Genomic DNA, 18,766 nt, shown 5'->3' on the forward strand with positions numbered 1-18,766 from the left:
GATTAACGGGACTCGGCGCATGTTGGCGTTGTTTCTTGGGTACTGCCTGGATTCATTGCATTGTGCAATGGTGAGCTCAAGGGTGAAATGTCACACTTTAGGAGGGCGGAGACATGCAGCCCGGCTTCTCCTGGATCATCACCCCCAACGGCGGCGCCGCCGTCCTCAGCCTGTCGGGTGAGCTCGACATCGCTACGGCCGCCGAGTGCGGCCGCTGCATGGCCGAGGCCATCGCGAGCACCGAGCCCGCGAAGGTCGTCGTCGACATGAAAGGCGTCGAGTTCTGCGACTCGTCGGGGCTCAGCGTCCTGATCGCGGCGGCGAGCGGGGCCGAGGCGTCCGGCGGCGTCCTGGTCCTCTGCGAGCTCCATCCCCGGGTCCAGCGGGTGCTCGACGTCACGGGCCTGACCAAGCGGTTCAGGTCGTACGGCACGGTCCAGGAGGCGATCGCCGCCCTGCCCAAACCGATCACGTCCTAGCCCTCGGGCCAGCCCAGCGGGTGCGGGCCCTCCCCGGGAGGCTCACCGGCCGCCGTGTTGAAGGCGTTCATGGCCGCGACCAGCGCGCGGCACTGCTCCGGCGACATGCGCGCCACGATCGTGCCGATCTCGGCGCGGCGGCGGGCGGTCACCTCGTCCACGACGTGCAGGCCTTCCGGGGTGAGCCGCATCAGGCTCTCCCTGCGGTTGAGCGGGTTGACCTCGCGCACGATCAGGTCGGCGGCGGCCAGCCGGTCGGCCATCCGCATGGCCGTGGAGGGGTTGACGTTCAGCAGGTCGGCCATCGTGACGAGCTTGGTCTCCCCCTGGGTGGCCAGCACCACCAGCATCCTGAACTGCGACAGCGTGACCCGGTCCGCCACCGCGCCGAGCGAGCGGGCGGCGATGCCGACGAGCAGGCGGGTGCCCGTCAGCACCGCCGAGATCACCGCGGAGAGATCGTCCGCCCGCTCTGGCATAGCCCTCTTTGTACACGCTTCACATCACGGGCTGCCGAATGATGCGATATTTCACACAAGGCTGCGCTGGTGGCGGTAGGTCCTGCGGAACGTGTGCCGCTTCTTCCCCGAGCGGAAGGCCGCCGACCCGGTGACCAGGCCGCGCCCGGGAACCCGGAAGGTCGCGCTGGTCTCCTCGCCCGGCAGCAGCTCGGCCACCTCCCTGCGGGCCGTCACCTTGCCCCCGCGCGGCAGGGTCAGCCCGAGCCGCACCTTGCGCCACGTGACGGCCGAGCCGTTGACGAGCGTCACGGTGACGCGGTCGCCCGAGGCCGTCACCCTGAGCCCGTACGGGCGGCGCGGGTCGGGGCCGATCGACCGGTCGAGCAGGTCCATCAGCTCGGAGACCACGTCCGGCCTGATGGCGGCCAGGTCCTTCCGCTCGCCGAGGTCTTCGTCGAGGTCGTACAGCTCGATCCTGCCGTCGGGGCCCGCGCCCTCGACGCCGGGCGCGAACCTGATCGCCTTCCAGCGGCCGCGGCGGATCGCCTGCGCCTTGCGCGGCCGGTTCCAGATCAGGTGGTCGTGGTCGGGCCCGGAGCCGCCGCTGAGCATGCCGCGGAACGAGCGGCCGTCGATCCCGTCGGGCACCGGCACCCCTGCCAGGTCGGCCAGCGTCGGCATCAGGTCCCAGTAGGCCACCGGCCGCGTCTCCACCCGGGAGCGCATCTTCGGCGACCAGGCGATCAGCGGCACCCGGATGCCGCCCTCGTACAGATCGCGCTTGTCGGCGCGGAAGGGGCCGTTGGAGTCGAACAGCCGGGGCGTCACGCCCTTCTCACGGTGCGGGCCGTTGTCGCTCATGAACAGCACGATCGTGTCGTCGGCGACCCCGGCCTCGCGCAGCGCGCCCACGAGCTCACCCACATACGAGTCGAGCAGCGTGACCTGGGCGGCGTGGCGCCGGTTGGCGCGGCTCCACGGCTTGTCCTTGTAGCGGCCGGCGTTGCCGGGGACCTCGCTCGGCGAGTGCGGCAGGTTCGTCGGGAAGAAGAGCAGGAACGGCTGGTCGGACGGCTTCTTGATGAAGTCGACGGCCTGCCGCAGGAACAGGTCGGGCGCGTACTTCTTCCCGGTGATCGGCACCTTGCCGCCGTTGCGCCACAGGTAGCTGGGGAAGTACTGGTGGGCGTGGCGGTGGCTGATGTAGCCGAAGAATTCGTCGAAGCCGCGCTCGTTCGGATGCGACGGCTGGCCTGGCAGCTCGGGGCCGAACCCCCACTTGCCGATGCACGCCGTGCGGTAGCCGGCCAGCTGGAGCAGCTCGGCGAAGGTCAGGTCGCCATCCCGCAGCGCGCGCTGGGGTCCGCCCTCCGGGTTCTCCCGTACGGTGGAGTGGCCGGCGTGCAGGCCGGTGAGCAGCGAGCAGCGCGACGGCGCGCACAGCGGCGCCCCCGCGTAGGCGGCCTCGAACCGCACCCCGTCGGCCGCCAGCCGGTCGATGTTCGGCGTGACGATCTTCTTCTGCCCGTTGATGCCGATCTCGCCCCACCCCAGGTCGTCGGCGAGGATGACCAGGAAGTTGGGCCGGGAGACGAGCGCGGCCTGCGCCGGCGACGCGGCGGCGGGGACGGACAGGCCGGCCAGCGCACCCGCCAGGAGGGTGCGACGTGAGGGAGCGGGGATCATGCAGGACACCTTTGGTGCAGTGTGAGATCGGGGTGCGAACCACGGGAGAACGGCAAGCGAACTCTGCCGGAGCCGGATAACGAAATGGCCGCGCTCGTCAGCAGTAGTCCCAGAGCCTGCAGATCTCCTCGAGCTCGGGAGGCAGCTCGTCGTTTGGGGGCAACGGGCGGCCAGCGACGACCGTACCGCTCTTGATCTTGTCGCGCCAGTCGCCCACCCCTTTCTGGAACGTCCCGTGATCCTTGTCTCCATAGTTGAGCATTCCGGGCTCCCAGGACACGCCGAGGAAGGCGCAGAGGTCCTTCAGCGTCCCTTCCGGCTCGGCGACCAGGTCCTCGTAGCGCAGGGTGTGGCCCTCCAGGTGGGTGCGGGCCTCCTGGAGGTGGTTCATGTACGCGAGAGTCCGCGGCACGGCCTCCGGCATGGGCCGCTTGACGGGGTCGGCCTCGTGCCAGGACTGCACGATCGACATCGGGTGCCGCAGCAGGAAGATGAACCTGGCGTCCGGCCAGCACGTCCTGAGGCGCTTCCACACGAACACGTTGCTCGGCGTCTTCTCCACCAGGATCGGTTTGCCGCTGCGCGACAGCTCCCGGTGCAGCAGCCGGTCCCAGACGAGGTGCTCGACGTCCGCGTGCGTGTGGCCGAGCAGGCGCATCGCCTGCCGTACGGGGTCGGTGCCGAACGCCACGGTCATGCGGCGGAAGTGCGTCTCGATGGGCGAGTGGATCTGGCTGTGGGAGTTCAGGATCACCCGCAGCAGGGTCGAGCCGGACCGGACCGACGACAGCAGGAAGACGGGCTCGCGGAGCAGCCGGTCGTGCGCCGGGTCCACCGGCTCGCGCACCACGTCGTCGGGCAGCCGCTGCGTCTCCGGCGCCGGCCTGGGCGCGGGCCTCGGCTCGGGCGCCTTCGCCGCCCGCCGCCTCCCGGCGCGGGTGATCGTGTAACCGGTCAGTCCTTCTAGCGTCGCGTTGGCCCTGTACTTCCAGCTCATGGCCCGTCAACGTACGGGTGACCGGTGAACCCCCGGTTAACCCGCCCTGTGAGGTTCGGCCTGACCTTCCGGGTCCTCCCAGACCGCCAGGGTCCGGGCGGGTCCGCCTATGCGCTGCCAGGCGCCGGTGTCGCGGGTCCAGCGGAGGATCCGCGAACGATCCCGGGTCAGGACGTACACCGCCCGGCCGCCCACCCGCGTCTCCGCGCCCGCCGGGCCGATGTCCTGCCAGACCCCCGGTCCCGGCTCCGGCAGGACGCGCAGCCTCGCGCCCGGCGGGTCGGTGGAGAACAGGCCCGCGGCGCCTCCGTACAGCTCGCCCGCGGGGCCCGCCGCGTGGACCCATCGCCGCCGTGACGCCGGCGGCTCCCCCTCGGTCCAGCGGTTCACCGCGCCGCGATCCGGGGTGAGGCCGTACAGGCCCTGGCCGGTGACCGCGAACGAGGCGCCCTCGGTGCCGGCGAAGTCCCAGTGGCCGGGTCTGTCCCGGTAGAACCAGATCCAGCCGGTGCCTGGGGCGACGGCGAACAGGCCTCGCGTGCCGCCGTACAGGCGTGCCGCCGGCGCGCCGATCCAGGTCCAGGAGGTGCCCTTCCCGTCCCAGACGTGGACGGACTGGCGGTCCGCGGCCAGCCGGTGCAACCGTGGACCGGCTACGGCGAAGTCGGCGCCCGGCTCGCTGATGGGTGACCAGACGCCGGGACTCCCGCCGTACACGTAGAGCCGGTCGTCCATGCCCGTCGCGAACAGGCCCGCGGGACCGGCCCAGAGGCGTTTCGCGGCGTCCCCGATCTTCGTCCACTCCTCGCCGCCGTCCCACCGGAAGACGCCCCGGCCGCCCGGCCCGACGGAGAACACCCCGGCGCCCGAGGCAGGCGGGGCCGTCACGACGCCGCTCGCCGGGACGCCGGGCGCGCTCGGCGGCTCCCACCCGGCCAGGGCGACGAGCACGGCGAGCACCACGATCCCGGCGACGCCGATGAACAGCAGAGGACGCCGCCTACGCCGTCCCACCGGCACCCCACCCGCCGCGGGACCGATCGGTTCGACGGACGCGGGAGAGTCGGCGGGCGGGGCCGGTTCGGCGGACGTGGGTTGGCCGGCGGGCGGGGCCGGTTCGGCGGACGTGGGATGGCCGGCGGGCGGGGCCGCCTCGACGGACGAGGGAGAGGCGGAGGACGGTTCCGTGAGGGCGGTGGAGGGCTGAGGGGTTGTGGCGAGGGCTGCCGCGTGCAGGCGCTCGGCGGTCTCCAGGCGCGTCCGGCGGGTGCGCTCGTCCGGGGTGCGGTCGCGTACCAGCCGCCGCAGCAACTCCAGCGGGATGATCTTCTCACCGGAACGGTACTCGCCCCAGAGCGTCTTGCTCACGTGGTAACGCCCGGCCAGCTCGCGGAGAGTCGTCCCGCCGGTGAGCCCGAGCAGGAACTCCGCCAGCGCGTTGGCCTGTTCCGTGCTCCCTCTCGGCCGGCCCTGGGGTCTGCCCGCCCTGCGTTCCATCGCGACCGCCCCCTTCCCGCCCCCTCTCCGATGATCATCTGACGAGAACCGGTTTGTCCACGGACAAACTCGTTGTCCGCACTTCACGCCGGACGGTTCCGGACAATCGCCCCGCCCCGCACTCTCGTGATCACCGTCCACGACTCGGGAGGACATCTCATGATGAGCAGAACCACGGCAGGACTCGTCTCGGCGGCCCTGCTCGCCACCGCCCTGACCGCCTCACCGGCCGCCGCGCACGGCGGGCACACCCCCGAGCAGGTGTGCGGTCCCGGCTTCGGGAAGGTGGCGAACGGCACCCGGCCGGTGACCGACCGCGAGGGCGTCGTCTGGGCCCACGTCCACCTGCTCTACAGCGCGCGTACGGGAGAGAACTGCGTCGTCACCATCAAAACCAGGCACGTGGGAGTGCCCACCTGGACCACCGCGACCCTCTGGGTCGAGACCCCCGACCGGACCTACCAGGACAAGAGTGACTACAAGTACTACGCGGGACCGGTGAAGGCCTACGCCAGGAACAAGTGCGTCGCCTTCGAGGGGACGACGCGGACCGGCAGGACCGGCTGGCACGTGTTCTTCGACGACCGCGCCTCCGGCGGCTCCGACGGCTACGGCAACTGCGGCGCCCGGGCCAAGCGCCGGGGTGGCGGCTGACCCGGCGCCGGCTACGGCCGCACCGACAGGGCGTGGCGGAAGACGTCTCGGGGGTCGTAGCGGCGCTTGACCCGCTGGAGGCGGGCGTAGTTCCCGTCGTAGTAGATCGTGGACCAGGGGACGCCGGAGGTGTTCCAGGCCGGGTCGGCGTGGTCGCTGTCGGGGTAGTTGATGTAGGCGCCGCCGCAGTTGCCGCCGGGGACCGGGACACCGCCGGTGCTCGCGAACGTGTCCCTGTGCAGGCCGCGCACCCACGCCATGCGGGCGTCGCCGTCCTGGCCCTCCTCCCAGGTGACGAGGTGCAGCGCCTTGAGCACCGACCGGCGTTCGGCGGTGGCGGTGGCCTCCGGCGGCACGGTGTTGACCTTCCCGCCGTACGACAGCAGCCAGAGCATGCCCTGGGAGGAGATCTCGCCCGGTTCGCCGAGACGGTCGTAGGCCACGTCGGCCTGCTCGTCGGTGAACCGCTCCCGCAGGTAGGCCGACTTGCCCTTGTACCGGCCCCGTTCGGCGTCCGCGCCGAGTGAGAGCTCCCGTACGGCCTCGTACCAGGGCTGGCGGACCAGCGGCGGGACGTACTGCGGCGGCGCGACCCCGTCGGCGACGAACGCGAAGTGGTCGCGCAGCAGCTTCTCGGCACCGGGCAGGTCGCCGTCGAGCTGGGTGGGCATGATCATCCCGCCCGGGTCGTCACCCGCCTGCCTGCCGGGGATCATCAGGGAGCCCCACAGCGACAGGTTCGGGCTGCCGGGCTCGCTGTTGCGGACGTGCCAGTCGGCGTAGTTGCGCAGCAGCCTGCGGAACGAGGCGCGGTCCATCCCCTGCCACGACCAGATCGCCACTCCGGACAGGACGGTGCGGGGCGGCCTGGGCAGCAGTTGGGCCGGGTCGTTCCCGCGGGCGCGCGGGTCGCGCATCCAGTAGCGGGTGACGATGCCGAAGTTGCCTCCGCCGCCGCCGGTGTGCGCCCACCACAGGTCGTGGTGCGGATCGCCGGGGTCCCGGGTGGCGACGACGGCGCGGGCGCGGCCGTCCCGGTCGACGACCACGACCTCGACGGCGTGCAGGTGGTCGACGGTCAGCCCGTCGCGGCGGGACAGCGGCCCGTACCCGCCGCCCGCGATGTGCCCCCCGGCGGCCACGCCCCCGCATTGGCCGCCGGGGATGGTGACGCCCCAGCCCAGGTAGAGCGTCCGGTACGCGTCCATCAGCGTGGCGCCGGCCTCGATGACGAACGCGCCGCGCCTGGCGTCGAAGTACACGCCGGACATCTCACACAGGTCGATGACGACCTCGGTGCCGTCGCCGACGAAGTTCTCGTAGCAGTGGCCGCCGCTGCGCACGGCGATCCTGCGGCCGGCCCGGACCGCCTCCTGCACCGCCTTGACGACCTGCTCGGTGGAGCCGGCCAGGTGGAAGTACTCGGGCTCGTGCCGGAAGCGCAGGTTGGTCCTGCGGACCGCCAGGTACTCGTAGCGCGGGTCCCCGGGCCGCACCACGACGGGTCCTGACAGTGGTGCCTCCCTGGCCGGCGTCGTGACCCCGCCGGCCGCCGCCACGCCCCCGGCCGCGGCCCCGGCCCCGATGAACAGCCGCCGCGTGATCTCGCTCATGACCGGTCCCCCGTCTCGTCGAAGCCCTCGATGACGACGCTAGGGATCGCGGCCCGCCCGGTGAGTGGATTCAGGTGCACGACGGGGGTGGAGATGGCTCCACCCCTTGATCTCGGAGGGTCGAGCGGGTATGGTTTCGGCGTCCTTGTCGCCGACCCCTGAGGTGATCCTGTTGGAGATCTGAGGCCGAGACGCCGCGCCATTTCGCTGTGCGCATGCCCGACCTCAGACGATCGCCTCTCTTTCGGCCATCTCCTTTCCGGTCTTCCCGGCCTGCGCGCGCGGTGTCTCCACGTGTCCCGAAATTTCCAGACACGTCAGGGAGCCGCCCTTATGTCTTTTTCCATCGTCTGTGACGCCATCTCGTTCGAGTGGACCGACGGCACGCCCGTCCTGTCGGACCTCGACGTCGCCTTCGGCCCCGGCCGCACCGGCCTGATGGGCGTCAACGGGTCGGGCAAGTCGACCCTCCTCCGGCTGATCGCCGGCGAACTGCGCCCGTCCTCGGGCACGATCAGCGTGGCCGGCGAGATCGGTTACCTCCCGCAGAACCTCCCGCTGGCCACCGGTAGCACGGTCGCCGACCTGCTCGGCATCACCGCGCGGCGGGCCGCCCTGCACGCCATCGAGAACGGGGACGTCGCCGCCGAGCACTTCACCGTGATCGGCGACGACTGGGACGTCGAGGAGCGCGCCCGCGCCGAACTCGACCGGCTCGGCCTCGGCCACCTGGACCTGGACCGCACCGCCGCCACGCTGTCCGGAGGCGAGGTGGTCATGACCGGGCTGGCCGCGCTCCTCGTACGCCGCCCCGACGTGCTGCTGCTCGACGAGCCCACCAACAACCTGGACCTGGACGCGCGCCGCCGGCTCTACGCCGCCGTCCGCTCCTGGTCCGGGGTGCTGGTGGTCGTCAGCCACGACCGCGCCCTGCTCGACCTCGTGGACCAGGTGGCCGACCTGCGGGACGGCGCCGTACGGATGTTCGGCGGCAACCTCACCGCGTACGAGGAGGCGCTGGAGACCGAGCAGGAGGCCGCCGAGCGCACGGTCCGCGCGGCCGAGGGCGACGTCCGGCGGCAGAGACGCGAGCTGGAGGAGGCGCAGACCAAGCTGGACAGGAGGGTCCGGTACGGCAACAAGATGAACGCGACCAAACGCGAGCCCAAGATCGTCATGGGCGGCCGCAAGCGGGCGGCGCAGGTCTCGGCGGGCAAGCACCGCACCATGCACGCCGAGAAGCTGGACCAGGCCCGCGACCGCCTCACCGAGGCCGAGCAGGCGCTGCGCGAGGACGACGAGATCAGGGTCACCCTGCCGGAGACGGCGGTCCCGGCCGGCCGCACGGTGCTCACCCTGCCGGACCTGACGGGCCTGTACGAGCTGCGCGGCGGGCCTGAGGAGGACGGCGAGCCGATCGCGGAGCTGGTCGTCCGCGGCCCCGAGCGGATCGCCCTGGTCGGCCCGAACGGGTCCGGCAAGACGACCCTGCTGCGGAGCGTCGCGGACGGCGACCACCCGGTCCCGACCGGCTATCTGCCGCAGCGGCTCGACCTGCTGGACGACTCGCTGAGCGTGCTCGGCAACGTCCGCCGCTTCGCGCCGTCAGCGCCGGTGAACGAGGTGCGGGCGCGGCTGGCGCGCTTCCTGTTCAGGGGCGAGCGGGCGGAGCGGGCGGCGGGCACGCTGTCGGGTGGCGAACGGTTCCGCGCGGTGCTCGCGGCGCTGCTGTCGGCCGAGCCCCCGCCGCACCTGCTCCTCCTGGACGAGCCCACGAACAACCTCGACATGTCCAGCGTCCGCCAGCTCTCCCAGGCCCTGTCGGCCTACCGGGGGGCGCTGATCGTGGTCAGCCACGACCTGCCGTTCCTGGAGACGCTGGGCATCACCCGCTGGCTGCGGAAGGAGCGGTGAACGCCGGGGTCTTGGTGATCATGCGTCCGTCCTACGTGCCGGCGAACATGTCGTAGTGGTCCACGGTCAGCTCCTTGTCGACCAGGAAGCGCTCGTCCTCGGGGTAGAAGACGGCCACGGACGGGTCCTCACCGGCGAACGCCTTCACCGCCTCCCACGAGTCCCACATGGTGATCAGGAAGAACTCGGTGCGGTCCCCGGCGTCGCGGCGGGTGAAGTAGGCGCCCTTGTTGCCGGGGGTGGCGGTGTACTCGGCGTATCCGGTGCGCATCAGGTATGCCTCGTAGTCGGCCGCGTCGGCCGCCCGCGTCCAGCCTCTCCAGGTACGGATGATCATAAGCAGCACGCTAGCGCGACCGGCGCGCGCCCGTGGCGAACGAGCCGGTGGTGAAAGTTTCACCCGCACCGCCGCGCGGACGCGACCGCGACGACACCGTCGCTCCCCGTCACGAGGCCCGCGACCGGCCGGTTGATCCGCCGGGCGACGTCGTCCGGCGGATACGGGCCGCCCGGAAGCCGCGATACGACCACCAGGGCGCCGGTCACCACCCGAAATGGGCCTGTCCGGACCCGCGGTCGTCGTGTGACTCTCGCCCAAGAACCCCCCGCCCCAGAGGCAGTAGGGAGAGATGACTTCTTGAAACCTCACCGTGCAAGGCGCGCCCTCGCACTCGGCGCGGCAGCCGCCCTGGCGCTCGGCGTGTCACCCGCCCAGGCGGCGAACGCGGCCAGCGCCTCGGCCCTGAGCTGCACCATCACCATCACCAACCCGACCCAGCTGTACACGACGAACGTGTACGCCTACGTCGAGGTCTCGTGCAACCAGAAGGTCTCGTTCATCGGCGGCTACCTCTCCCTGTACCGGGACGGCACCTTCCTGAACTACGCCGAGATCTACCAGTACAACCTCGCCTACGTCTACAAGCTCAATATGGTGTCCTGCGTGCCGGGGAACTACCACGTCATGGGTTACGGCTTCGCCAACCTGGACGGCGGGGCGCCCGACTTCTCCCAGCGCGTCGCCACCACGCCGATCGCCATCACCTGCACCTGAAGCACCCGAGCCCGTACCGGCTCAGCCGCCGGAGCTCACAGGGGGCGGTTCGGAGCCGGTCCGGCCAGACCATGGCGTGCGCGAACAGGACCGCCCCACTGACAAGGGCAGACATCAGCGCGCACCCTGCGCCCGCACGACACCCGCCGTACCGTGCACGGTTGGGGGTCAGTCGAGATGACTGTCGCCGAGCGACGTCAAGCGGGCGGCCGCGTCGGGGTCCGCCTGGCCGATGCGGTCCAGCAGGCGGTGCAGGAGGCCGCGGAGGGTCTCGAACTCCTCGGGACTGGTCAGTTCGGCCCACCGCTGTTCGATCCTGTCTCCCATGCCCGCCGCCAGCGGCCGTACCGCCCTTCCCCGTTCCGTGAGGACGATCAACCGTGACCGGCCATCGCGGGGATTCGTGCGGCGTTCCAGATAACCGGCACGTTCGAGCTGGTCGACCGACTGTGCCATGGTCTGCTTGCGCACGCCGGCCTGGACGGCGAGCTCGCGTATCGCTATTCCCTCGGGCGGGACGAACGGGAAGACCTTGGCATCCCCCGAGCGAATGTCGCCGAAGCCCGCCTCTGCGAGGGACGCCTCGATGTCATGGGCGTATTCGCGGTGGAGGAGGCGCAGGAGGAGGGCGAGCCGCAGGCGCTTGGCGGACGGATCTCGGCTCATATTGACAGCCACCTGTCTAGTTCTAGTATGGTCAGGTACCTGTCTAGTATGCCATCTTCGCAGAGAGACCTGCCATGCCCGCTGCCCATGTTCTTGATTCCACGATCTTCTACCGGGAGGCCGGCGCGGGGACGCCGATGGTCTTCCTGCACGGCAACCCCACCTCGTCCTACCTGTGGCGGCACATCTTGCCCACCGTCAGCCAGTACGGCCGGTGCCTGGCACCCGACCTCATCGGCATGGGCGAGTCGGGCAAGCCCGACATCGCCTACACCTTCCACGATCACGCCCGCTACCTCGACGCGTGGTTCGACGCGCTCGGTCTCGATCAGGTCGTGCTGGTCGGTCACGACTGGGGCGGCGCCCTGGCCTTCGACTGGGCCGCCCGCAATCCCGGACGGGTCCGGGGCATCGCGTTCACTGAGACGATCATCAGGCCGATGTCCTGGGCAGACTTCCCCACCGGTGCCCGCCCGCTGTTCGAGTCCATGCGCACGCCCGGTGTGGGCGAGGCCATGGTCCTGGACCAGAACGCGTTCATCGAAAAGGCGCTTCCTGCCACCATCGCCGGCGGGCTGAGCGAGGAGGACCACGAGGTCTACCGCCGCCCCTACCCGACCAGGCAGAGCCGGCTGCCGCTGCTGCAGTGGCCGCGGGCGATGCCCCTGGAGGGGGAGCCGGCCGACGTCGTGGCCAGGGTCGCCGCCTACGACGAGTGGCTGGCCGACAGCGCGGAGGTGCCCAAGCTCCTGCTCACCTTCGAGCCCGGACCGGGCACGATGACGGGCAAGGAGACCATCGACTGGTGCGCCGCCCACGTGTCCGCGCTGGAGATCGTGACGCACGGGCCCGCCGGCCATCACACCCCCGAGGATCAGCCCGAGGCCATCGCCGCCTCGCTGCTCGCCTGGCTGGTCAAGCACAACCTGCGCGGCGAGGGCTGAGCACGATGCGAGCGATCAGGCAGCACGCGTTCGGCGGCCCCGGGGAACTCCGGTTGGAGGAGGTGCCCGATCCCCATCCCGCCGACGGCGAGGTGCGGATCCGGGTCGAGTCGGCCGGTGTTCACCTCCTGGACACGGTGATCCGCCAAGGAGGAGGCGGGCCGCGGGTCGCGCCCCGCCTGCCCATGACCCCGGGCCGGGAGGTCGCCGGACTCGTCGACGAGATAGGCTCCGGCGCGGACGCGCACCTCATCGGCCGACGCGTCGTCGCCGACCTCGGCTTGGCCAGTGGCGGGTACGCCGAGCTCGCGCTGGCCCCGTCGGCGGCCCTCCACGTCCTGCCTGACGACGTCGACGCCGACTCCGCCGTGGCCATGATCGGCACCGGCCGGACGACCATGGCGATCCTCGAACTCGCGAGCCCGGTCGCCGGCGACGTCGTCCTGGTCACCGCAGCCGCCGGAGGAATCGGAACCCTGCTGCTCCAGGCAGCGTTGGCCGTCGGCGCGACGGTCGTCGGCGTCGCGGGCGGCCCCGACAAGGTGGCGCTCATCCGCGGGCTGGGCGCCGACTACGCCATCGACTACAACCGGCCCGGCTGGCCCGACGCTGTGCGCGAGGCGTTGGCGGGCAGGCCGGTGACGCTGGTCCTCGACGGAGTCGGGAGCCAGATCGGCCGGGACGCGCTGGAACTGCTCGAGGTGGCCGGACGCCTGGTGATGTTCGGTTCCGCTTCGGGATCCCTGACCGAGTTGTCGGCCCACGACCTGTTCGCCCGAGGGATCAGCGCCGCCTCCGCCGTCGGGGCCCGAGTCCTTCAGCGCCCAGGAGGCATCCGGGCGTTGGAGCTCAGCGCCATGGAAGCGCTGATCAGCAAGCGACTCATCCCCGTGATCGGCCGGCGGTTCGCCCTGGCGGACGCCGCCGCCGCGCACCTCGCTCTGCAATCGCGCGCCACCACCGGAAAGACGGTCCTGCGACCGTGACCCCTCTTCCCACGAAAGGGACCCTTGTGCTCCACCGCATCCTTCTCGCGGCCACCGCGGCCGGCCTGCTGGCTGGTCTGGTGACCGCTGCCCCTGCCGGCGCCGACACGTCCACGCCCACCGCGCGCTGCCGGGACGTCACCGTACCCGTGTCGATCGCCGCTGGGCAGCCACGGAGCCATCACATCTGGGGGCGACTGTGCACGCCTGCGGGCCGTGCCGCCTCAACGGTCCAGGTCCTGATCCATGGCCTGAACTACAGCCATGTCTACTGGGATTTCCCCTTCCGCGCCCACCGGTACTCCTACGTCAAGCGGGCGAACCAGACCGGTTACGCGACGTTCAACCTGGACCGCATCGGAGTCGGACGCAGTTCACACCCGGCGAGCAAGGATGTGACGTTGCAGTCCAACGCGCTGACCATCGCACAGGTGGTGGCGGCGCTGCGGACGGGCGAGGTGGGCCCTCGGGCGTTCGCCGATGTGGTGCTCGTCGGGCACTCTTTCGGCTCTGAAGTGGCGAAGTTCGCCGCGTCGCGCTTCCAGGCCGCGGACGCGCTGATCCTGACGGGCAACGCGCACCGTGTGTCGCCGAGCGGTGCGGAGCTTGCCGGACGGTACGGCCAGCCGGTGAGCGAGGTTCCACGGTTGGCCGCGCAGGTTCCTCCGGGTGACGACGGCTACGTGACGGTCAAGGACGAGCAGCGGCCCGCGGTCATGTACTACGTGCCGGGCGCCGACCCTCAGGTCATCGCGCGCGACAGCGCCAGGAAAGAAACGAATACGATGAGCGAGATCTTCTCGCTCGGCGATGCCGGCGCACCCGGCGTGACAGAGGCGATTCGCGTGCCGGTGCTGTTCGTCGTCGGCAACCGGGACCGGCTGGTCTGCGCCGCCGACGCCAACGACTGCACGTCACCGGCTGCTCTCGCGGCGGACGAACGGCCGCTCTACCCGGCCGCGCCCCGAGTGGATGCCGTGGTGCTGGACGACGTCGGCCACGCGATCAACCTGCACCGTCGCGCTCCTGCTGCCTACGCCAACGTACTGAACTGGCTCGACCGGAGTATTTGAACAACGGATCCCGGCAGCGACGGCGCAGGAAGCTCAAGGCGGCGGCGCAGTTCCAGGTTCTCCCCTTGAGCCACCTCCAATGCTCTGCTCTTCCTCAAGCTTGCGCGAGAGCACTCTCACGGCAGCCGAGGACGAGACACCGGGCTCGGCGAGCCTTGTCGGCTGCTGCTGTTCGCGCAACAGCCGATTGCCTCAGATGCTCGGGCAGGCTGTTCACTGCGTCGCGCCGTGGAACTGGGCGTGAACCACATCGACACGGCGGGCTTCTACGGCCGAGCCGCTGCGCGGACCCAACGGTGTGCCGAGCGAGCAGGCGACGCCTGATCAGTTGCGCGGCCTGGTCGAGGCGGATCTGCGCTCTCTCGGCCTGGACCGGCTCGACCTGGCATATCTGCGGGTCGGCGGGATGGGCGAGTCGATCGCCGAACGGTTCGCGGTAGTGGCCGAGCTCCGCGCGGAAGGGCTGCTCCGGCACCTGGGCGTCAGCGACGTTGACGCCGCGCAGTTCGCCGAAGCTCAGGCGATCGCGCCCGTCGCTGCGGTGCAGAACCGGCACACCGGTGACACCGTGCTTGGGAGCTTGCGCCTCGTGGGTTGGGGATTTTCCGGGGAGATGATTGTCTGTCCGGAGAAGCTACGAGGAGGGCACCGGTGACCCGTCAGATTGTTTCCGTCGTGGGTGGCAAAGATGCCGCCGGCTCGGACACGTACACGTCTGCCAACCCCGCGCGGCTCGACGAGGCGGTGGCCCGGGTGGGGCTGGCCGACGCCGGCACGTTCGCCGCCGCCTGCCGTACCGCCAAGGACGCCCAGCGGGAGTGGGCGAAGGTGCCGGCTCCGGTGCGCGGCCGGGTGATCGCGTCGATCGGCCGGCTGGTGGAGGCCAACGCGGAGAGCCTGGCCGCGCTGGTGACCGAGGAGATCGGCAAGCCGTACGCGGAGGCGCTCGGCGAGGTGCGGGAGATCGTCGACACGTGCGACTTCTTCCTGGGCGAGGGGCGCAGGCTGTACGGCCAGACGGTCCCGTCGGAGATGCCGGACAAGAATCTGTTCACCTTCCGCAACCCGGTCGGCGTGGCCACGGTGATCACGGCGGGCAACTTCCCGGTGGCGGTCCCGTCGTGGTACCTGGTGCCGGCCCTGCTGTGCGGCAACGCGGTGGTGTGGAAGCCGGCCGAGTACGCCGCCGCGTCGGCGCACGCGATGTACCGGCTGTTCGCGGCCGCCGGGCTCCCCGACGGCGTGCTGAACGTGGTCTTCGCCGACGGCGCGCAGACCTTCGAGGGCCTGGAGCGGGCGCTCACCGAGAGGACGGTCGACAAGATCGGGTTCACCGGTTCGAGCGAGGTCGGCAGGAAGATCGGCGAGCTGGCGGGACGTCACCTGCAGTCGCCCTGCCTGGAGCTGGGCGGCAAGAACCCGATGGTGATCATGCCGGACGCCGACCTGGACCTGGCGGTGGAGGGCGCGCTGTTCGCCGGGTTCGGCACGGCCGGCCAGCGCTGCACGAGCCTGGGCACGGCCATCGTGCACGAGAGCGTCCACCAGGACTTCACCGACCGTTTCGTACGGGCGCTGAAGGCGGCCCGCGTCGGCGACCCGCGCGAGGACGTGCTGGCGGGCCCGCTGCTCGACCGGAAGTTCGCCGACCGGTACGAGGAGTACCTGACTTGGATCCAGCCCCACCACCGGGTCGTCTCGGGCCCGACGGGGCGGATCACCGAGGACAACCCGCGCGACGGCTTCACCGGCGAGGGCGGGCTCTACTACCACCCGGTGGTGGTCGACGGGGTCCGGCCGGACGACCGGATCTTCCTGGAGGAGACGTTCGGCCCGATCGTCGGCGTCACCACGTTCTCGACCATGGCCGAGGCGGTCGAGCTGGCCAACCGGCCGGGATACGGCCTGTCCAGCTCGATCTACACGACGAATCCGAAGCACGCGTTCGCCTTCCGCGAGGGCGTCTCGGCGGGCATGGTCAGCATCAACAACTCCACCTCCGGGGCCGAGGCGCACCTGCCGTTCGGCGGCAACGGCAAGTCGGGCAACGGCAGCCGCCAGTCGGGGATGTGGGTGCTCGACCAGTTCACCCGCTGGCAGTCGATGAACTGGGATCACTCCGGCCGCCTGCAGAAGGCGCAGATGGACGTGGCGGAGATTACTCCCGATCACGGGTTCCGGCTCTAGTTCCTTAATACCGGGTGTAAAAGAAGCCACCCCGCCGAGAAGGGGGCCCTTCCCGGCGGGTGATGGCCGTGTCACGATGACGGCGCCTTCGATCACGGGGAGAAGCCGATGCGTGACTATCCGAGACCATTACCTGGTCAGCCGGTCCTCCGCCTGCGGGCCGGCGTCCCATGCCGCTGGAGCGTCCGCACCCTCGACGGGCGCGGCTGGTGCCCGCCCGGCACGCCCCCGGCGCGCGATCTCGACGGCCTGCCGTACTTCCACGGCGACGATCTCGTCCTGCCGGTGCCCCGCGAGCCGGTCCAGGTCCGGGCGGCGCGAGGCGTGGAGCACGGGTGCGCGGAGACCACGCTGCTGCCGGGCGAAGGAGAGACGCTGGTGGAGCTGGCCCCGCCCCGCCTGTACGACGCGGCGGCGCGCGGCTGGTACGGCGCCGACCTGCACGTGCCGCTGAACCGGCCGCCCCGGTGGGTGGCCTCCGCCCAGCACGGTGAGGACCTGCACGTCGTCAACGTGCCGCCCGGCGACGGCGACACGCTGGCGCGGTGGTCGGGCCGCGACCTGCCGTGGTCGGACGGCGCGCACCTGGCCCGGGTGGACCTGGTCCACCAGGTGCTGGGCCTGGACTCGTGGCCGCTGTCCACCGTCGCGCTGAGCGAGCTGCACAGCCGGGGCACGCTGGTGTGTTACGCGAACTCCTGCTGCGGGCCGGCGGAGACGGCCGACCAGCTGATGAGCGGCGGCGATCCGGGGTTCGACGCGCGGCTGGCCGTGGTGGACGCGGCGCTGGGGCTGGTCGACGGCTTCCCGTCGGTGATCGGCTCGCCCTGCGCGTACCGCCGGCTGATCGGCGCGGGCAACCGGGTCGCGGCGACGGGCGGCCGCACGCACCGGCTGGGCCCGATCGGGCGCGAACGGACGTACGCGCACGTCGAGGGGCGGCTGACCGCCGGCGCGTACGCGGAGGCGGTGCGGCGGGGCCGCACGTTCGTCACCACCGGCCCGTTCCTGGAGCTGGAGGTGGACGGCCGGGGCCCGGGCGACACGCTCGACCTAGCGCCGGGCGAGACGGTCCGGGTGTCGGCGCGGGTGCTCGGCGACGGGGCGGGGCGGGTGCGGCTGCTGACGGCCGACGGCGAGCTGGCGTCGGGGCCGCCCGGCGAGCTGGCCGCGCGCCTGTCCGTGGTGTGGCCGACGTACGTCGTCGCGGTCGCCGAGGGCCGCGGGCGGGTGCTCGCCCACACCAGTCCGGTCCACCTGGACGTGTGCCACCGGCGGGTGGCCAGGGAGGAGGACGTGACGTTCTGCCTGCGCTGGCTCGACCTGCTGGAGAAGCAGATCAGGGACCGGGTCGACGAGGACGGCCTGGAGGTGCTGGAGGAGGCGCGGCGCGTCTACCAGTCCCGGCTGCGCTGAAGAGGAGAACGCGGGCCTCAGGGGTGCCCGCGTTCTCTCCCCTCCTCGAACCCGGGTCAGACCTGGCCGGCCTTCTCCAGGGCGGTGCAGCAGGTGTCGACCAGGAGGCGGGCGACCACGTACGGGTCGACGTTGGCGTTCGGGCGGCGGTCCTCGATGTAGCCCTTCTTGTCGACCTCGACCTGCCACGGGATGCGGACGGACGCGCCGCGGTCGGAGACGCCGTAGGTGTACCTGTTCCACGGGGCGGTCTCGTGCGCGCCGGTCAGGCGGCTCTCGATGTCGGCGCCGTAGTGCCTGACGTGCTCCATCGGCTTGTCGCCGTCGCCGAGGGCCTCGCAGGCGGTGATGATCGCGTCGTAGCCCTCGCGCATGGCCTTGGTGGAGAAGTTGGTGTGCGCGCCGGCGCCGTTCCAGTCGCCGCGGGCGGGCTTGGCGTCGAGCGTGGCCTCCACGCCGAACTCCTCGGCGGTGCGGTAGAGCAGCCAGCGGGCGATCCACAGGTGGTCGCCGACCTCCAGCGGACCGGCGGGGCCGATCTGGAACTCCCACTGGCCGGGCATGACCTCGGCGTTGATGCCGGATACCTTCAGCCCGGCGGCGAGGCAGCGGTCGAGGTGGAGTTCGACGATCTCACGGCCGAACACGGCCTCGGCGCCGACGCCGCAGTAGTAGTGGCCCTGCGGGGCGGGGAAGCCGCCCTCGGGGAAGCCGAGCGGGCGGCTGCCCTTGAAGAACGTGTACTCCTGCTCGATGCCGAACCACGAGTCCTGCTCGGCGAACTGCTCGGCCACCGGGCGGAGCTGGGCGCGGGTGTTGCTCTTGTGCGGGTCGCCGCTGACCTCCTCGACCTCGCACAGCACGAGCACGTGGTCGCCGCCGCGGATCGGGTCGGGGCAGGTGAGCACGGGGCGGAGCACGAGGTCCGACTTGAAGCCCTTCGCCTGGTTGGTGCTGGAGCCGTCGAAGCCCCAGACCGGAGGCTCGGCCCCGTCGGCGAGGATCTTGGTCTTCGAGCGCAGCAGAGCGGTGGGCTCGGTGCCGTCGATCCAGATGTACTCAGCCTTGTAGCTCACAGCGGGTCCCTTTCCCATGTTCATCAGCCACGCCGAGTCTTATGGACCGCCGTTTCCCGGTTT

18 protein-coding genes are annotated in these 18,766 nt (G+C 71.2%); 10 read left to right on the forward strand and 8 right to left on the reverse strand.

Going from position 1 to position 18,766, the window contains the following annotated elements:
- Positions 1-113: 113 nt before the first annotated feature.
- Positions 114-479, forward strand: coding sequence for an anti-sigma factor antagonist (locus ACIBF7_RS16865; protein ID WP_148030531.1), 366 nt, complete (start codon positions 114-116; stop codon positions 477-479).
- Here the strand turns inward: ACIBF7_RS16865 and ACIBF7_RS16870 are convergent.
- The 4 genes from ACIBF7_RS16870 to ACIBF7_RS16885 all read right to left on the reverse strand — a co-directional run bounded on the left by ACIBF7_RS16870 (position 476) and on the right by ACIBF7_RS16885 (position 5,120).
- Positions 476-958 (reverse strand): MarR family winged helix-turn-helix transcriptional regulator, encoded by a 483-nt coding sequence (locus ACIBF7_RS16870; RefSeq protein WP_148030530.1) that lies wholly within the window; start codon positions 956-958, stop codon positions 476-478. The two genes, ACIBF7_RS16865 and ACIBF7_RS16870, sit on opposite strands and share 4 nt — an antisense overlap.
- A 51-nt stretch (positions 959-1,009) precedes the next feature.
- On the reverse strand, positions 1,010-2,626 hold the full coding sequence (locus tag ACIBF7_RS16875; protein ID WP_397197498.1) for a sulfatase-like hydrolase/transferase: 1,617 nt from the start codon (positions 2,624-2,626) through the stop codon (positions 1,010-1,012).
- Between the two features lie 97 nt (positions 2,627-2,723).
- Positions 2,724-3,623 (reverse strand): sulfotransferase family protein, encoded by a 900-nt coding sequence (locus tag ACIBF7_RS16880; RefSeq protein WP_397197499.1) that lies wholly within the window; start codon positions 3,621-3,623, stop codon positions 2,724-2,726.
- A 36-nt stretch (positions 3,624-3,659) separates the two neighbouring features.
- On the reverse strand, positions 3,660-5,120 hold the full coding sequence (locus tag ACIBF7_RS16885) for a hypothetical protein (protein ID WP_397197500.1): 1,461 nt from the start codon (positions 5,118-5,120) through the stop codon (positions 3,660-3,662).
- Between the two features lie 159 nt (positions 5,121-5,279).
- On the opposite strand from ACIBF7_RS16885, the gene ACIBF7_RS16890 reads away from it, so the two are divergent.
- Positions 5,280-5,774 (forward strand): hypothetical protein, encoded by a 495-nt coding sequence (locus tag ACIBF7_RS16890; protein ID WP_397197501.1) that lies wholly within the window; start codon positions 5,280-5,282, stop codon positions 5,772-5,774.
- An 11-nt stretch (positions 5,775-5,785) separates the two neighbouring features.
- On the opposite strand, the gene ACIBF7_RS16895 is transcribed toward ACIBF7_RS16890, so the two are convergent.
- Positions 5,786-7,387: an FAD-dependent oxidoreductase gene (locus ACIBF7_RS16895; protein WP_397197502.1), complete on the reverse strand. Its 1,602-nt coding sequence runs from the start codon at positions 7,385-7,387 to the stop codon at positions 5,786-5,788.
- A gap of 333 nt (positions 7,388-7,720) precedes the next feature.
- Here ACIBF7_RS16895 and ACIBF7_RS16900 point away from each other — a divergent pair, with 333 nt between their 5' ends.
- Positions 7,721-9,301, forward strand: a complete 1,581-nt coding sequence (locus tag ACIBF7_RS16900) for an ABC-F family ATP-binding cassette domain-containing protein (protein WP_397197503.1) — start codon at positions 7,721-7,723, stop codon at positions 9,299-9,301.
- Positions 9,302-9,332: 31 nt separating this feature from the next.
- Here ACIBF7_RS16900 and ACIBF7_RS16905 read toward each other — a convergent pair whose 3' ends face one another.
- A complete protein-coding gene (locus ACIBF7_RS16905) occupies positions 9,333-9,638 on the reverse strand; it encodes a hypothetical protein (RefSeq protein ID WP_148030523.1) in 306 nt (101 codons plus the stop codon).
- A gap of 300 nt (positions 9,639-9,938) precedes the next feature.
- Here ACIBF7_RS16905 and ACIBF7_RS16910 point away from each other — a divergent pair, with 300 nt between their 5' ends.
- Positions 9,939-10,355 (forward strand): hypothetical protein, encoded by a 417-nt coding sequence (locus tag ACIBF7_RS16910; protein ID WP_397197504.1) that lies wholly within the window; start codon positions 9,939-9,941, stop codon positions 10,353-10,355.
- Between the two features lie 168 nt (positions 10,356-10,523).
- On the opposite strand, the gene ACIBF7_RS16915 is transcribed toward ACIBF7_RS16910, so the two are convergent.
- The gene (locus ACIBF7_RS16915) at positions 10,524-11,021 is read right to left on the reverse strand and encodes a MarR family winged helix-turn-helix transcriptional regulator (RefSeq protein WP_271274879.1); all 498 of its coding nucleotides are present in this window, start codon (positions 11,019-11,021) and stop codon (positions 10,524-10,526) included.
- Between the two features lie 74 nt (positions 11,022-11,095).
- On the opposite strand from ACIBF7_RS16915, the gene ACIBF7_RS16920 reads away from it, so the two are divergent.
- The 6 genes from ACIBF7_RS16920 (at position 11,096) to ACIBF7_RS16945 (ending at position 17,627) form a co-directional block, all read left to right on the forward strand.
- Positions 11,096-11,965 (forward strand): haloalkane dehalogenase, encoded by an 870-nt coding sequence (locus ACIBF7_RS16920; RefSeq protein ID WP_397197505.1) that lies wholly within the window; start codon positions 11,096-11,098, stop codon positions 11,963-11,965.
- Between the two features lie 5 nt (positions 11,966-11,970).
- Positions 11,971-12,951 (forward strand): zinc-binding dehydrogenase, encoded by a 981-nt coding sequence (locus tag ACIBF7_RS16925; RefSeq protein WP_148030519.1) that lies wholly within the window; start codon positions 11,971-11,973, stop codon positions 12,949-12,951.
- Positions 12,952-12,977: 26 nt separating this feature from the next.
- The gene (locus ACIBF7_RS16930) at positions 12,978-14,024 is read left to right on the forward strand and encodes an alpha/beta hydrolase (protein ID WP_148030518.1); all 1,047 of its coding nucleotides are present in this window, start codon (positions 12,978-12,980) and stop codon (positions 14,022-14,024) included.
- Between the two features lie 298 nt (positions 14,025-14,322).
- A complete protein-coding gene (locus tag ACIBF7_RS16935) occupies positions 14,323-14,679 on the forward strand; it encodes an aldo/keto reductase (RefSeq protein WP_397197506.1) in 357 nt (118 codons plus the stop codon).
- A 20-nt stretch (positions 14,680-14,699) separates the two neighbouring features.
- On the forward strand, positions 14,700-16,211 hold the full coding sequence (locus tag ACIBF7_RS16940) for an aldehyde dehydrogenase family protein (RefSeq protein WP_397197507.1): 1,512 nt from the start codon (positions 14,700-14,702) through the stop codon (positions 16,209-16,211).
- 108 nt (positions 16,212-16,319) lie between these two features.
- A complete protein-coding gene (locus ACIBF7_RS16945; protein WP_397197508.1) occupies positions 16,320-17,627 on the forward strand; it encodes a CehA/McbA family metallohydrolase in 1,308 nt (435 codons plus the stop codon).
- Positions 17,628-17,683: 56 nt separating this feature from the next.
- Here ACIBF7_RS16945 and glnII read toward each other — a convergent pair whose 3' ends face one another.
- The gene (gene glnII, locus ACIBF7_RS16950) at positions 17,684-18,703 is read right to left on the reverse strand and encodes a glutamine synthetase (RefSeq protein ID WP_148030515.1); all 1,020 of its coding nucleotides are present in this window, start codon (positions 18,701-18,703) and stop codon (positions 17,684-17,686) included.
- Between the last annotated feature and the right edge of the window lie 63 nt (positions 18,704-18,766).

It is taken from the genome of Nonomuraea sp. NPDC050478, assembly GCF_044458265.1.
Lineage (GTDB): Bacteria > Actinomycetota > Actinomycetes > Streptosporangiales > Streptosporangiaceae > Nonomuraea > Nonomuraea ferruginea.